General features: G+C 52.4%; 11 protein-coding genes and 1 pseudogene. All 12 read left to right on the forward strand.

What is annotated here, in order from left to right; all coding sequences use genetic code 11:
* The 12 genes and pseudogenes from G461_RS0108345 to G461_RS0108405 all read left to right on the forward strand — a co-directional run bounded on the left by G461_RS0108345 (nucleotide 1) and on the right by G461_RS0108405 (nucleotide 15,252).
* Nucleotides 1–480, forward strand: a complete 480-nt coding sequence (locus G461_RS0108345) for a hypothetical protein (RefSeq protein ID WP_026971496.1) — start codon at nucleotides 1–3, stop codon at nucleotides 478–480.
* A gap of 9 nt (nucleotides 481–489) precedes the next feature.
* The gene (locus G461_RS0108350; RefSeq protein WP_026971497.1) at nucleotides 490–1,092 is read left to right on the forward strand and encodes a type II secretion system protein; all 603 of its coding nucleotides are present in this window, start codon (nucleotides 490–492) and stop codon (nucleotides 1,090–1,092) included.
* 29 nt (nucleotides 1,093–1,121) lie between these two features.
* A pseudogene (locus G461_RS26620) lies at nucleotides 1,122–1,218 on the forward strand (type IV pilin protein); the annotation flags it as partial.
* A gap of 452 nt (nucleotides 1,219–1,670) precedes the next feature.
* Nucleotides 1,671–2,090 (forward strand): type II secretion system protein, encoded by a 420-nt coding sequence (locus G461_RS26505; protein WP_051333454.1) that lies wholly within the window; start codon nucleotides 1,671–1,673, stop codon nucleotides 2,088–2,090.
* Nucleotides 2,080–2,652, forward strand: coding sequence for a type IV pilus modification PilV family protein (locus G461_RS0108365; protein WP_026971498.1), 573 nt, complete (start codon nucleotides 2,080–2,082; stop codon nucleotides 2,650–2,652). The genes G461_RS26505 and G461_RS0108365 overlap by 11 nt, the downstream gene beginning before the upstream one ends.
* Nucleotides 2,652–3,503, forward strand: coding sequence for a PulJ/GspJ family protein (locus G461_RS0108370; RefSeq protein WP_026971499.1), 852 nt, complete (start codon nucleotides 2,652–2,654; stop codon nucleotides 3,501–3,503). The genes G461_RS0108365 and G461_RS0108370 overlap by 1 nt, the downstream gene beginning before the upstream one ends.
* A gap of 478 nt (nucleotides 3,504–3,981) precedes the next feature.
* Nucleotides 3,982–7,869 carry a DUF6701 domain-containing protein gene (locus G461_RS0108380; protein WP_026971500.1) on the forward strand — a complete coding sequence of 1,296 codons (3,888 nt, stop codon included), beginning with the start codon at nucleotides 3,982–3,984 and terminating at the stop codon, nucleotides 7,867–7,869.
* Between the two features lie 336 nt (nucleotides 7,870–8,205).
* On the forward strand, nucleotides 8,206–12,000 hold the full coding sequence (locus G461_RS0108385; RefSeq protein WP_157360262.1) for a DUF6701 domain-containing protein: 3,795 nt from the start codon (nucleotides 8,206–8,208) through the stop codon (nucleotides 11,998–12,000).
* A gap of 269 nt (nucleotides 12,001–12,269) precedes the next feature.
* Nucleotides 12,270–13,313 carry a rod shape-determining protein gene (locus tag G461_RS0108390; protein WP_026960031.1) on the forward strand — a complete coding sequence of 348 codons (1,044 nt, stop codon included), beginning with the start codon at nucleotides 12,270–12,272 and terminating at the stop codon, nucleotides 13,311–13,313.
* A gap of 51 nt (nucleotides 13,314–13,364) precedes the next feature.
* Nucleotides 13,365–14,195 carry a rod shape-determining protein MreC gene (mreC, locus tag G461_RS23745; protein ID WP_084429106.1) on the forward strand — a complete coding sequence of 277 codons (831 nt, stop codon included), beginning with the start codon at nucleotides 13,365–13,367 and terminating at the stop codon, nucleotides 14,193–14,195.
* Complete coding sequence (gene mreD / locus G461_RS0108400) at nucleotides 14,192–14,674, forward strand: rod shape-determining protein MreD (RefSeq protein WP_026960032.1); 483 nt, start codon at nucleotides 14,192–14,194, stop codon at nucleotides 14,672–14,674. The genes mreC and mreD overlap by 4 nt, the downstream gene beginning before the upstream one ends.
* Nucleotides 14,671–15,252: a Maf family protein gene (locus G461_RS0108405; protein ID WP_026971502.1), complete on the forward strand. Its 582-nt coding sequence runs from the start codon at nucleotides 14,671–14,673 to the stop codon at nucleotides 15,250–15,252. The genes mreD and G461_RS0108405 overlap by 4 nt, the downstream gene beginning before the upstream one ends.
* Nucleotides 15,253–15,256: the final 4 nt, after the last annotated feature.

Genomic DNA, 15,256 nt, shown 5'->3' on the forward strand with positions numbered 1-15,256 from the left:
GTGTCGGTCAGCGAGTGGTATGAGCAGATCTTACGGCGCCGTTTTTCTTGGCTGATAGCCTCGGTGGTTGCATTGGTGCTGGTCACCCGCCTGCTCGGCGGGCTGTTGCACGCAGGCCGCGAGACCGAGCTGCAGGCACTGCAGGAGTATCAGCGGGCGTGGATGAGTCAGATGAGCATGCTGCGGGTGCAAGCATTGGCCGCAGAGCCGGGTAGCGAGTTATTGCTCGCTCAACTGGCGGTCAGTGAAGAGGGCGAGCTAAGTAAAAGTGAGCAACATTTGGTTCGCCTTAATCAGTTTGCCTGGCCCAAGGTGGAAAATGTCAGTGACTGCTATCGCCTCTGGCAGCTGTTCTTTGGGCAAGAGCTTGAAAAAAAAGTGGAATTTGACGCAGAAACCTGCGCCTATCAGGTTTTTCGTAGTGGCGCTTTGCACTATGATTCCACTAATGGCCAGTTTCGCATTAATCGATATGAGTAAGGAGCTGCAGTGAGCACGTTTCGACGAAACAATGTACAAGGTGGATTCTCGTTAATCGAGCTGGTGATTGTGATCGTGATCCTGGGGATTTTGGCTGCCACTGCGCTGCCACGTTTTCTGGATGTCACCGACGAGGCCAAGATCGCCAGTATGGAAGGTGTAGCGGGTGGCTTTGCCACCGGCGTCTCACTGGTACGGGCCCAATGGGAGTCGGAAGCTCGTCCGCAAGATGCGGTGGGCAATGTGGTGATTTACGATACCGTACAGATCTATCTGACCACTGGCGATACTGCCAATGGTATTGCCGCAGGCTACCCCTTAGCCACCTCGGCCAACGTTGGACTGCCGATTGATGCCACCCGCTGTCTGGAGGTGTGGGAGGCGATCTTCCAAAACCCCAGCCCAGCCAGCACCGATATCGGCGGTGTTCAGGACAACGGTTACTATGTGGCTACGGCGGCTGATCCCAACGGTATCCAAGCCTGCGCCTACTATCAGGTCAACTCATTGGTGAAAAGCGGTGGCGGCTATACCGCACCAAGCGGCACCGATGTGGGCAATAATTTTACCTACCAGCCCCAAACTGGGCAGGTACTCACTAATGTTAACTAGCTAATCTAGGCTGTAATAAGGAAAGTAAAATGAAAAAACAACAGGGTTTTACCCTTATCGAATTGGTCATTGTGATCGTGATTCTGGGTATTCTGGCGGTTACCGCTGCGCCTAGATTTTTGAATTTAAGCAGTGATGCAAGGTCTTCTACTCTAGAGGGTTTGCAAGCGGCTGTTGTAGGTGGCGGCAGCTTGGTATACAGCAAGGCTGCTATTCAAGGACAAGAAAATGCAGCAACTGCGCAGATTGATATGAACGGTAATGGAACCGCGGACTTCAATACAGTCTATGGTTATCCGTCTCATCAAACTAATTTTGCCACTAACATTGCCGCATGGCTAGATTTGGGTGGGGATTGGGTCGCAGCGGATGGTGCGGATGCGAGTACGCCTGCCACGATTCGCCCAACAAACTATACGCCGGCCACAAATACTCTTTGTGAGTTGCAGTACACCGAACCAGCAAACCCTGGAGACCGTCCCAATATACAGGTTCAGGTCGGTGGTTGCTAAAGAATAGACTTTGGATATCTCCTGATAATTCGAAGGCAGAAATCATCTGGTTTTACCCTGATTGAGTTGGTTATCACCATTATCATTATCGGGGTGCTCGCTGTTACCGTTTTGCCTCGCTTTAACCGCAGTGGTTATGGCGAGGCCAGCCTTGCTGAACAGTTGCGCAGCGCCGCGCAGTTGGTGCAAACCCAGAATATGAACCACCGTGGGCAGCAGTTTTGCCTGCAAATTGAGAGCAGCTACTACTACCTCAGTTATATCAGCGGCGGTATCTGCTCTACGACCACCTATGCCAGCCGTGATGCCAGCATCAAAAGCAATGTGGAACAGCACGCCTATCCCAGTGGGGTAAATGTTAGCCCTATCGGTACGCTGATCTTTGATCGCGATGGCTTGGCCAACCTGAGTCAGCTCACAATTAGCTCATCCAGTGAGACCTATAAGCTAAAGATTAACAGCGGGGGCTATATCTATGTGGACTAGCTCTGCATTGGCGCGGCAAGGTGGCTTTACCCTAATTGAGTTGGTTATTGGCATTGTGGTGATGGCCATTGCCTTGGTGGTCAGCATCTCCTTTCTTTCTCCTCTAGCGCGCAAAAGCATTGAGCCCATCTACCAAGTGCGAGCGGCTGAGTTGGGCTACAGCCTGATGAATGAGATCTTTAGCAAGTCTTTCGATGAAAACTCCGATCATAACGGCGGCGGCCAGTGGCGCTGCGGGGAACAGCTCAATGGTGTTGATCAGCCCGCTTGCACCGAGCCAAGCAACTGGGGGCGAGATGGAGATGGAGATGATGAAGAGGAGCGCAATGCTTTTAACGATGTAGACGACTACATCACTGCGGGTTTTGTTGATATAAGCGATAGCTTAAATCAACCCGGGCTGGCTGACTTATACCGCGGATACCAATACCAGGTTGCAGTGGAAGAGCTAACTATTGATGGGGTGGTGGTTGATAGTGCACTTGCCAAGCAGCTCTTGTTAAAGATACGGGCTCCAGATGGTAGTACCTTTGCTTTCTCGCTCGAGAGGTGGAATTACTGATGCGGTATTTCCGACGCTCTGAGCAAGGGTTCACCTTAGTTGAATTGGTTATTACCATAGTTTTACTGGGAGTGTTAGCCATTGCCACCGCTGACTTTATTCGCTCAGGAGCGCTGATCTTTCGGCGCGGGGCCGATCAGCAGCAGCTGGTAGGCGAGGCGCGCTTTGCAATTGCCCGGATTAATCGCGACTTAGTGAATGCGCTGCCGAACAGTGCCTTAGTAACCGACCTTGCCGGAAATCGTGCTCAACCAGGGCAAGGTGGGCCATGTTTAACATTTGTCCCAACTCAAAGCAGCGGTAGCTATATTGACCTGCCGATTAGCCCAAGTAGCACCAGCAGTTTTACCATTGTTCGCTCCTTTGATGACTCTAGCTCTGCCAACATTGCAGTCTATGTGTTGGACAGCTCTGAGGCCATCTGTGATGATGGCTCTGGTGCTCCCAATAGTTTGTGTGACGGCTCTGGTCAAAAGGTGCAATCGGTAAGCTCGGTCGCTCCTGTGGACGATCTTCCCAGAGACCCAGATGATGCTCTGCGTACCGTAACTCTGAGTGCTGCTGGCTCCTTTCCGGCGGCCTCTCCATCACAACGGTATTATTTTGTTGGTGCACCAGTGCGTTACTGTATCCGCAACAATCAACTACTGCGTGTTGCTCCTGCTTCGTTCAATTTAGACGATGATGGTGTAGCAATCAGCAACCAAATCGATACCCAGCGTGTCAGTCAGTTTATTGTTGAGTCCCCCAGCCTAACTCGCAATGGCCTGATTAATGTACGCTTGAGCTTTCTCGATGCCGATGAGTATATGGAGTTCAATTATGACCTTAGTGTGGCCAATCAGCCTTAAGCGCCAGCGAGGCAGCGCCTTGATGATCGCTATCTTTGTCATTGTGGTTTTGGCAATGTTAGCTACTGGCCTGCTGAGGATGATCGATGACAGCTCACGTAATACGGCTTGGGAGGTATTGGGCTTGCGGGCCGAGCTAGCCGCCCAATCTGGCCTAGAGCAAGCTTTGGCAAGCCTCTTTCCTCTGGGGCAAAGCGCTGCTGACAATACAGCTTGCCCAGTACAAAGCCCTCCAAGTGTTTATGGGCAGGTCATAAACCGAAGCTTTACCGCTAGCGGAGCAGAAAACTGTAGTGTGAATGTACTGTGCCGCCCTGTTACTCCGACTCCGTTAGATGATGCGCATGTTATAAGCCGGATAGGAAGTGCTCGCTTTTTTGACCTCGAGGCGACAGGATCCTGTGGTAGTGGCGAAATTGAGGTGCAGAGAATAGTCGCGATTCAGGCTCGCAGCGGAACATAGCCAGAAGGAAAAGTTATGCAGTACTTAACACCTTGCTTCGCTTTGCTACTTACTTACTTTGTCGCGTTATCTACTTGGGCGAGCAGCCCTGACCAGGTGTTTGTTGACGGTGTGGCTATTACTGATCCCAGCAAAATGATCCAGTTTGAAGCGAAAGCTAGGTTATTAAACAGCCCTTCAAATAACTTATACACCTACCGATTGCAGGACCGCAGTGATGACAACGGGATTCCCAGTCACAAACGTAGCTGTGGTGATGTCTGGTGTAGTAAGCGTGACCAGGTGATAGCTTCCCTCGCATTACCTGATTTTTCCCAGTGTCGTAGCTCTAGTAATGAGAGTCATGTTATCAATAGTGGTGGTTCAGCGACGTTAGCTCAGGGCGAGTATCAAAATGTGATTCTCAATAGCGGCGCGAAGCTTGAGTTTACGACTTCGGGTGGTGCGTACCGGATGCAAGATTTGATCGTGAATGGTGGTGCGAAACTGACGTTTTCTACCGGTCGTTATTGGCTCAATAGCTTGACGATAAACAGCGGTGGGAAAATCGAGCTGCCGAATTCCGGTTTGGTGCAGATATTTGTTAATAACAACTTAGTCATAAATGGTAGCGCCAACCTGAATAAAGGGGGAGATCCTAACAACCTGCTGATTGCTTCTTATGGAAGCGTCAACGTCAACAATCCGAACAGTATCGCTGGATATATCTATGCTGAAGACAACATTCTGATTAATGGCAACAATGTTCAGATTGAAGGTGGTTTAGTAGGGGCTCAAGTCCAACTAATGAGTAATGTAGATGTTACTTACCGCGCTCCACAGTTGGATGATTTATGGCAACCTGACTGTGATAATGGGGCACCTCTTCACCTACAATATGGCCGCTCTTATTTCTCGGGGCCGAGTGGCAACGGGGCAACAGTCATCTTTGATCAGCCTTATGAGGAAACGCCCCTTGTATTTGTGATGACCCCCATTGACGCAAGTGACCCAAACGGTGACGGCCCGGTCGCTGCATTACTTGACGGTGTTTCGACCACGGGGTTTAACTGGGTTAGGCAAGAACCTCCTCGGAGGGAAGGTAGCAGTTACACCCCTTCCAAGAATATCGAAGCATTGGATTGGATAGCGATAAGCCCCGGGGATTTCACCTTGGCAGACGGAAGACGTATCGTTGCTAAGGCGATAAACACCCGTGATGCAGTGGGCTTAGGGGGAAATCGTTACACTGACGTTGATTTGGACTTCAGGCCGGATGTGCTACTTAATCAGCTTCAAAGTCGCAGTGGCAACAATTGCTGGTTTACTGCTACCTCATTGATCAACAACGACACGATCCGCTTGGCAGTAGACCCCAGTGAGGTATATGAAAATCAAGGAGGCCGGCGTTGTCAGGAGGGGGGATACCTTCGTGATGAGCTGGTCGTAGATGAAACTATTGGCTATCTTGCAACGACATCTGGCCAGGGTGTGTTAACTGCAAATGGTAAGTCGGTGCCTTATCTTTTCGGCACGGCAAGCACCGCTTCCGGCGACCCTTCTCGCGCATGCCAAACAACACATAGCTTTCCGTCTGGGCTGTTTAACTCTACGCCATTGCTGGTTGCAGGGAAAAATTCTCGCAATGGTGGTAACGGTGGCTGGCTACGACGATGCCAGCATAGCGCCTCGGAATTTTCGATGGTCATCGAAGAAGACCAGTATAGAGATTTTGAGCGCAACCATATTCCCGAAGGCTTCTCATTTGTCGCTTTAGAACAGGATGAAATTGTTGGGATACCAGACTTGGAGATTAGCGCTCCGAGCTTAGGTCTAAGTTGTGACATCCATGAAATCACCCTTCGCGCCACTCTCGACGGTCAAACTGACCAAAGCTTTCTCGGCAATGTAGTTTTGAGTACCGATACAAATCGCGGAATTTGGAGCACCATTGATGCTGATGGTAGTTTAACCCCTGCTTCTCAAACTGATAATGGCAGTGCCAACTATCAGTTTGTCGCCAGTGATCAGGGGGAAGTTACGCTAGGCCTGTTCCATTCTCCCGAGGGCGATGTGGAAATTACCGTGGCAGACGGTGCGTTAAATGCGAGCACCACCGTACGCCTTTCAGCTTACGGGCTACGGGGAGAGCTCGTAAGCACCCAAGACTGGGGAAGCAATCCTCACATCGCCAACGAACCGTTTAGCTTAACGTTGACGGCTGTGGGTAAAGATGAATCTGGTGCGGATTGTAGTCCGCTTACCAATTATGCCGGCAGTAAAAACATCGCGTTTTGGACCGACTATCAAACGCCTAATTCGGGCTCGCGACTACTCAGTGTGAATGATACCGCTGTCGGTGCCAGTGAGGCTGACCGAGTCACACTCGCGGTGACCTTTAGCGATGGTGAGAGCGAAGCGATTGCGCTGCACTACAACGATGCCGGAAGGCTTGCCATCAACTATTGGGATGAGGTGGGCAGTATCGTCGATGACGCCACGGTTACCCTGCGCGGCAGCGATAGCGCGGATATCTTGCCTGAGGCGCTGGTGTGGATCGGTGTGCAGAGTAGTGGTGGCAATGCGAATCCCGGAGGTACCGCAACTACCGGGGATAAGTTTGTGCCAGCAGGTGAGGCGTTCTCTGGCCGACTTCAGGCGATCACTGCCAACTGCAGTAGTGCTGTGACAAACGAAGATTGTTGGGCAATTAGCTTTGTGTCGGACCTTGAGGCCAGTATCGGTATGAGCCTCGAAACACCGACTGGTGGCGCTTCCGGTACAGTCTATATCGCAGAGAATTTCCCCAGTTGGGGCAAAGGCGGGCTATCGTTCGATGAGCTGTCTTGGGGGGAAGTTGGCTCCATCGTTCTAAGCGGGGAGGTTGACCTATATCTCGGTTGGGATGTCGGCGGCGCCAACTCCGACGATCTGGGGTTGCGATTACGAGCAGAGCAAAGCGTAGGGCGCTTCTACCCGGCCTACTACGAGCTGCTGGCTTATAGTGGATCGCTTGCAACTGTTAACCCTGGCTGTGATTTAGGGGGCTTTACCTATACCGGGGCGAGGGGGAATTCAGCTCAACATCTCGCTTGGCGGATCGAAGCGCGCAATGCCGCTAGTAAGGTTGTGAGCAACTACACCCTAGGTCGCTATAGTGTTGGGCGAATCGGCGAGAACTGGAGCGTATCTTCGACTAGCTTGAGCGCTCGGTTCTGGGTGGATGATGCCACCAGTGCAGAGAATGATACCGATGGCTATGCTATTAATTGGCAGGAAGGTGTGATTGAGTATCCGCCGTCTGGTGCTGTTCGCGGTCTAGAAAGTGGTATTACTAAAAATCAAACTGACGAAGAAGAGCCCATATTAGATGCTGTAATACAGCACACCTTTATTGGACCAGATGGCAGCGTGTTGCGCTCTCAGGCTAAGATCGACGACAGCAGTACTGGCTTTGTGTGTGATGGTTTGGGTATGTGTGAGCTCGATCTCATGCCGGAGCTTCGTCACGGGCAGATCTATGCTCCCAATTCGTTTGGCAGTGAGCTGCAAAGCATACTTGTGCAACCCGAACTGCAGTACTTCGTTGGTGGCAGGTACCAACAGAACTCCCAAGACACCTGCAGTGAAATCAGTTCTAGTGACCTTATGGTTGCGCCATCGCAAGATGGGGCTCCGTTAGTTTGCGTCCTCCCTGTTGACGGGGTGAGTTCCATCCTTTCCATTGAACGCGCAACAGCGGATAAAGGTATCTGGAGTTTGCTGTTTGCTGTACCGCAGGGGCCTGTTGATGCAGATAAGACTGGCCAGTGTACCTATACGATTAACAATGCAGTGTTTCCTTGGCTGAGTCCTGCAACTGGCGAAGTCAGCTTTGGCTGGTTCCGGCAAAACGATCGGGTGATCTTCCGGCGCTCACTCTGAGCGGATTCAAATAAAGGGTGAGTATTCAGCGACTGCCGATAAAGTAGCTCGTTATTGTTGGTATTGCGCCCAAACTCCCTTTTTCCATGCGGTTGCACAAAAACAGCTACATGATTTTTGTAGTACCAAGTACTTACATTACATAGTATTAGCGGCTAGTGTTTAGGTGTTGTTGATATTGTTGTGATGTTTCGTGTGGCACGTTTAATTCGTTTTAAAGCTTTACTATTTCTGCTATTCGTTCCTACATGGCGAGTTGCCGCAGTCGAGTGCCTAGACGTATTTCCTACTCCTGCTTCGTCCTCCCACCCTAGTGGGATCCTTGATATAAACTGGTTGGCGAAGGTATATGGCTCTGACGCTGGTGAGATGGCGTTTAGCCAAATCAACCAAGTTGGTAATGATGGCGACAGCTGTCCCGATGTGGGTATGGAGTGTCGTGCAACTGGGCCGAGTCAGCCCGGTGACAATGTCTCGATAAAAACCCAAGGCGGGGGGAGCAATGTACGCCCAGGCTACCAAGAAACCGTTGTGTTGGGAAACGGTACGACCAATAGCTCCTATGACACCGATACATTTAGAGACATCAATGCCAGCAACACCCGCGTAGATATTACCTTTGCCGCCAACCCCGGCGGTAGTTCCGAGACCGAATATTTTTTGCGTAGCCTCTCATTAGGTTATCAAGGGGTGTTGCGGATGGCTCCGGGAACCTACTGGGTACAAAATGATTTCATCTTGCAAAACGAAACCCAACTCATTGTCCAAGGCTCCGGTGTCGTTAGGATCTTTATTGGTGGCCAATTCCAAGCTAATTACCAATCTAGACTCAATCAAGATGCCGCAAATGGTGGTGCGCCTGAGCAGTTGCTTATCTATACCGGAACCAACATAACCCTGGCCAACGAAGTTCAAGCGAGCGTTTACGGGTATGCGAGAGGTCAAGCGCAGTTAAACTATCGTGCTGAGATAGAAGGTGGATTACACGCAGCTAATAGCAGAGTCATAATGGACAACGAGTCTGTTATTCGAGGGAGTGGAGACGCGACAAGCTTAGAGTTTTACCCGTTGTGTGGAGCCAGCAATCAAGAGCCAATGAACCTGCAGTTTGGTCGCTCTGCTATCGCTTCCCAGAACAGCAATGGCGCAACAGTCACCTTTGAGCAGGTATATAGTGAGCCTCCCTTGGTTTTTATTATGACGCCTATCGATGAGAATGACCCCGATAACGATGGGCCTGTGGCAGCCATATTGACCAGTGTGACCAGCAGTGGTTTTTCTTGGGCGCGTCAGGAGCCGCCGGGTAACGATACTCCCTCGCAAAATATCCCCAGTGTTGACTGGATCGCCATCAATCAAGGCGAGTTTACCCTCAGTGATGGGCGGCGGGTTTTGGCTGGCAGTGTTGCTGTTGATAACGCGCAAGGATTGCGAGGCAGCGGCTACACATCGGTGAGTGATGATCCCGGCTACGACGTTTGGCTTACTCAGATGCAATCGAGAAACAACAATTGCTGGTTGACCACACTGGCGCGTGAGCAACGCAATGGTCCGGGAGTTCGAGTGGCATTGGATGCCAGTGGCGCATCAGTACTTCGTTTCTTGTGTGCGCCAGGATTTACTCTGGCTAATCGGCTTCAAGAGGAAACGGTTGGCTATTTTTTGACCGAATCTGGTTCGGGAAGCGCGTTGATTAGCAATCAAACGGTGCGTTACCAGTTTGGCTCTGCGAGTAACACGGATCGCCAAGCGGGGCAGTCTCCTTCACGGCAGTGTGCCTTTATCAATCGTTACCAGTCTGGTTGGTTTAGTGAAGAGCCTGTTATGGTTGCAGGTAAATCGTCTCGCAAAGGTTCTGATGGTGGCTGGGTAAGACGCTGCTTACATGGGGCACAAGAGTTCTCCTTTGTGGTGGATGAAGATCAGTACCAAAACGCGGACAGGCAGCATCAAAACGAAGATCTCAGCTTTATGGCGTTCAGCTATAGCGAAGATGTTGGCGAGTCGGGGTTAGAGATCAGCGCGCCCAGTTTTGGTTTAAGTTGCGACATTCATGAAGTCACCATTCGCGCCACCCTCGACGGTCAGACCGATCAAAGCTTCCTTGGCAATGTATCTTTGAGTACCGACACCAACCGTGGAATTTGGAGCCCCATTGATGCTGATGGCAGCTTAACTCCTGCTTCCCCAACCGATAATGGCAATGCTAATTATCAGTTTGTGTCCAGCGACCAGGGTGAAGTGACGTTGGGGCTGTTTCATGCCTTGGAGGGTGATGTCGAGATCACTGTGGCGGATGGTGCGTTAAACGCGAGCACCACCGTTAGTCTGTCGGCCTATGGATTGCGCGGGGAGCTAACCAGCACACGGGGTTGGGGGGCCAACCCGCATATCGCCAACGAGCCGTTTAGCCTCACCCTAACTGCGGTGGGCAAGGACGAGTCGGGCGCTGATTGTAGCCCTCTCACTGATTATGCCGGCAGTAAAAACATCGCGTTTTGGAGCGACTACGTGCAGCCGAGTAGCGGCACTCGCCAGCTTAGTGTGGAAGGTAATGCAGTGGGTGCCAGTGAAGCGGCGCGCACCACGCTGGCGGTGAGTTTTAGCGACGGAGAAAGCGACCCCATCGCCCTGAATTATAACGATGCCGGAAGGCTTGCCATCAACTATTGGGATGAGGCCGGTAGTATCGTCGATGATGCCACGGTTACTCTGCGCGGCAGTAATGATGCCGATGTTTTGCCCGCCGCTTTGGTTTGGACAAACGTTGAGAATGGTTCCGGCGGGGCAAACCCTGAGGGTACAGCAACAGGTGGTAGTGGGTTCGTTGCTGCTGGTGCAACGTTTTCTGGTCGTTTACAGGCTCTGGTAGCTGATTGTGCAGACGTTTCTAACATCAACTGTCAGGCACACAATTTTGTTCCAGATAACTCTGCCGTTATCTCTCATTCGTTGGAGACCCCGGCTGAGTCTTTAGGGGGAGCTACAGGTAGCTTTGAGGGTAATGAGGAGCAGAGTTGGTCGCTTGGGGGCTATAATTTTGCCTCGCTATCGTGGAGTGAAGTTGGCTCCATCGTCCTAAGCGGTGAGATTGAGCAATATCTCGGTTGGGATGTTAGCGCCGCAAACACGGATAATCTGGGGCTTCTATTACGGGCGGAGCAAAGCGTAGGGCGCTTCTACCCGGCTTACTACGAACTGTTGCCTCATACTACTACCTCGCTGGCTCCCGTGAACCCCGGCTGTGGTATTGGAGGTTTTACTTACACTGGTGCCACTGGCGGCGATGCACAACATCTCGCCTGGAAGATTGAAGCGCGCAATGTGTCGGGCGTCTTGGTCTCAAACTACGACCAACAGTTATATAACGTAGGCAGCGTGGGCCAGAGCTGGCGAGCCAAAACGGCAAGCGTGGATAATCGCTTATGGGTAGCCACGCCCGAAGCCGCCGATGCGAGCGCTTGGGATGAGGGCGCGATCAACTACCCACCAAGAGACAGCACTACCAATATCGGCTTGGCCAGTGGTATCACCAAGTCGCTTACCGCAGAAGTCCCCACCAATGACGAGATTATTCAGATCTACTATCAAGGCTTGGATGGCAGCATCTTGCGATCAGTTGACGGTAACTTTAAGTGCCATGGGAATGGCTGGTGCGACTTGGGCACCATGCCGCAGTTGCGCCATGGCCGGATCTTCTCGCCCAACTCCTTCGGCAGTGAGCTAGAGAGCATTCGGGTGCAGCCTCAGCTGCAGTATGTCGATGATAACGGCCAGTTTGTGCTAAATAGCGACGACAATGGCTGCACTGTGCCACTGGCCAACTACTGGCAAAGTGATAACTGCACAGCGGGGGAGGCGGCACTGTTTCCCATGACCCAGGAGTTTGGCTCCTCGCAAAACGGCCTACTGCAACAGCGTTTTGACCCCGGTAACCAGATGGAAACTGGCCAGGTCTGCTATTGGTACGATCATGATTTTGACCCCACTGTGCCCAGCTTGCTATGGCTGCGCGATGACTGGAATGGCGATGGTGCTCATAGCAGCGACGATGACCGGGCAGGCCGTGGCGAGGTCAGTTTTGGCTGGTTCCGGCAAAACGATCGGGTGATTTTCCGCCGTTCGCTCTAATCGGCACAAACAGTGGGTAAGTAAGTGGCTACTGCCAGTAAAAGCGCCGCACTGCTGTGGATATTGCGCACTGTATGCTAAGTGCGCTAACCAAAACATAAAATAAACATTTTGGCATATCAGGAAACATTCCGACCCGGCATGGGGATTAGCTCACGCTATTCAGTGCTTGAGGCCAGTTGTGGCTTGCTCTGGCCGTGTCCGGTTGGTAAAGTGAGGCCAAATTTTATCGTTTCTCAAAAGCATACTTTTCAGGATAACGCCCAGCTATGTTAAAAAAGCTAAGAGGCCTGTTTTCTAACGATTTATCTATCGACCTAGGGACAGCTAACACCCTCATCTACGTGAAAGATCAAGGCATCGTACTTAATGAACCCTCTGTAGTCGCCATCCGTCAGGAGCGCTCAGGCAGCCCGAAAAGCGTTGCTGCAGTGGGTCATGCAGCAAAGCAGATGCTTGGCCGTACCCCAGGTAATATCCTGGCGATCCGCCCGATGAAAGACGGTGTTATCGCCGATTTCTACGTCACCGAAAAGATGCTGCAGCACTTTATCAAGCAAGTGCATGACAATAACTTCCTACGCCCAAGCCCACGTGTATTGGTCTGTGTACCTTGTGGTTCTACCCAAGTTGAGCGCCGTGCTATCCGTGAATCTGCCTTGGGTGCTGGCGCCCGTGAGGTGTACCTAATCGACGAGCCAATGGCGGCTGCCATCGGTGCTGGCCTGCCAGTATCTGAAGCGACCGGTTCGATGGTGGTCGATATCGGTGGTGGTACTACCGAGGTTGCGATTATCTCGTTGAACGGCGTGGTGTACTCGTCTTCCGTACGTATCGGTGGTGACAAGTTCGATGAAGCGATCATCAACTACGTACGTCGTAACTACGGCAGCTTGATCGGTGAAGCGACCGCCGAGCGCATCAAGCACGTGATCGGCTCTGCCTACCCGGGCGATGAAGTGAAAGAGATCGAAGTACGCGGCCGTAACTTGGCAGAAGGTGTACCAAGAAGCTTCACCCTGAACAGCAACGAGATCCTTGAAGCGCTGCAAGAGCCGCTATCTGGCATCGTTAGCGCAGTTATGGTTGCCCTTGAGCAAAGCCCACCAGAGCTGGCCTCAGATATCTCTGAGCGCGGCATGGTGCTAACCGGTGGTGGCGGCTTGCTTAAAGACCTGGATCGCCTGTTGATGGAAGAAACCGGTATTCCGGTTGTGGTGGCCGACGACCCACTTACCTGTGTGGCCCGTGGCGGCGGTAAAGCTATCGAAATGATCGATATGCACGGCGGCGACCTGTTCCAAGAAGAATAATCCGCTGTTAACAGCGACAAAGGGCCGCAAGGCCCTTTATAGTATTAAGCAATGAAACCGATATTTGGTCCCGGCCCATCGCTACAACTGCGTTTGTTGTTGGCTGTGGTGGTCTCAATCTGTCTTATCTTAACTGATGCGAACGTTGGCGCCTTTGCCAAGGTACGCCTGTATCTCCATTCCGCGGTAAGCCCCCTACAGTACTTGGCCAATATGCCCCGTCAGATGATGGACAGCATGTCCGATCAGGTGATGACTCGCTCTCAACTGCAGCAGCAAGTGGCGGCGCTACGCCAACGAGAACTGCTTAGTCGCGCTGAGCAGCTCACCATGGAGAGCCTGACTAAAGAGAATGAGCGGCTGCGTGCCTTACTCGGCTCGCCGCTGCGTCGCGATAACCGCAAGATGGTTGCCGAGATCATGGCGGTCGACTCGGACCCGTTTAGCCATCAAGTGGTTATTGATAAGGGTTCGCTGGATGGGGTGTATGAAGGCCAGCCGGTGATTAATGACCTCGGTGTGGTCGGTCAGGTACATTCGGTGGGCAGTACCACCAGTCGCGTGCTGCTGATCAGCGATGCCAGCCATGGCGTGCCGGTTCGCGTATTGAGAAACGACATTCGCGCGATCGCCCATGGCAGCGGTGAGCTGAACCGCCTCGACATCCCTCATCTGCCGCGCAGCACCGATATTCAGGAAGGCGATTTGCTGGTCACCTCTGGTCTAGGCGGGCGCTTCCCGGAAGGGTATCCGGTGGCCACTATCACCTTCTACGAATACCAAGAAGGTAAGCCCTACGCCGATGTACAGGCTCAGCCGGTAGTGGCGCTGGAGCGCTTGCGCTACCTGCTGCTGGTTTGGCCGGAGAGTTCCCGACAATGAAGATAGCCAACTCGCGTAGCGTTGTCTCGGCATCGCTGTTTATCGCGCTACTGTTGACCATTATTCCCCTACCACTGGGAGTTGATGCCTATCGCCCGGATTGGCTGTTGCTGTGTCTGGTCTATTGGACCATTGCGCTGCCGCACCGCGTCAACGTGGGTGTTGCTTTCACAGTAGGCCTTATTCTTGATTTGCTGCTCGGCTCCACGCTTGGTGTGCGCGCCTTGGCGATGTCGATCGTGGTCTATCTGGCGGCGTCTAACTTCACCCGTTTACGTAACTTCTCGGTGTGGCAACAAGCGATGGTTATCGGACTGCTGGCCGCGGTGTCCAAGCTGGTGGTGTTCTGGGCCGAGTATCTGGTGAATGTGGTGCATATGCCCGAGAACTACTTCCACTCGATCATCACCTCGGTGGTGGTATGGCCATGGGTATTCTTGTTGCTGCGCAAACTGCGGCGCCAATGGAAGGTCACATGAGCTACTGCACGGCTCCACAACTGGTACTGGCATCGGCTTCACCTCGCAGGGTGGAGCTTTTGCGTCAATTGGGCTGGGAATTTGTCCAGCAAAGTGCCGATATCGACGAATCCATGCTCCCCGGTGAAGCGCCTGCGGCGCTGGTGGAGCGCTTAGCTCGCGAAAAAGCCGCGGCGGTTGCCCACGACTGGCCTGCCGATACCGGGGTGCTGGGCTCCGACACCATTGTCGAGATAGATGGAAAGGTGTTAGGTAAACCACAGCATCAACAGCAGGCAGTTGCTATGCTGGAGCTGCTCTCTGGCCGCATTCATCGCGTGATGACCGCGATTGCTCTTTGTTACCGCGGCCACTGTTATGCAAAGGTGGTCACCACCGAGGTGCAGTTCACTACACTGACACCAACCATGATTGCCGACTACTGGCACAGTGGTGAGCCCCAAGACAAGGCCGGCAGCTACGGCATTCAAGGGCTCGGTGGTAACTTTGTGGAACGTATCGTGGGTAGTTACAGTGCTGTCGTTGGCTTGCCCTTGGTAGAAACCCAGCAGTTACTAAGCTCCACGCTTAAGTCTTAAGGTT

The organism is Aliagarivorans marinus DSM 23064, from assembly GCF_000429485.1.
GTDB lineage: Bacteria > Pseudomonadota > Gammaproteobacteria > Enterobacterales > Celerinatantimonadaceae > Aliagarivorans > Aliagarivorans marinus.

Excerpts from the sequence above, each read along its gene's own strand:
- G461_RS0108405 (WP_026971502.1), top strand. The coding sequence starts at position 14,671 with ATGAGCTACTGCACGGCTCCACAACTGGTACTGGCATCGGCTTCACCT.
- G461_RS0108390 (WP_026960031.1), top strand. The coding sequence starts at position 12,270 with ATGTTAAAAAAGCTAAGAGGCCTGTTTTCTAACGATTTATCTATCGAC.
- mreD (WP_026960032.1), top strand. The coding sequence starts at position 14,192 with ATGAAGATAGCCAACTCGCGTAGCGTTGTCTCGGCATCGCTGTTTATC.
- mreC (WP_084429106.1), top strand. The coding sequence starts at position 13,365 with ATGAAACCGATATTTGGTCCCGGCCCATCGCTACAACTGCGTTTGTTG.
- G461_RS0108365 (WP_026971498.1), top strand. The coding sequence starts at position 2,080 with ATGTGGACTAGCTCTGCATTGGCGCGGCAAGGTGGCTTTACCCTAATT.
- G461_RS0108370 (WP_026971499.1), top strand. The coding sequence starts at position 2,652 with ATGCGGTATTTCCGACGCTCTGAGCAAGGGTTCACCTTAGTTGAATTG.
- G461_RS0108380 (WP_026971500.1), top strand. The coding sequence starts at position 3,982 with ATGCAGTACTTAACACCTTGCTTCGCTTTGCTACTTACTTACTTTGTC.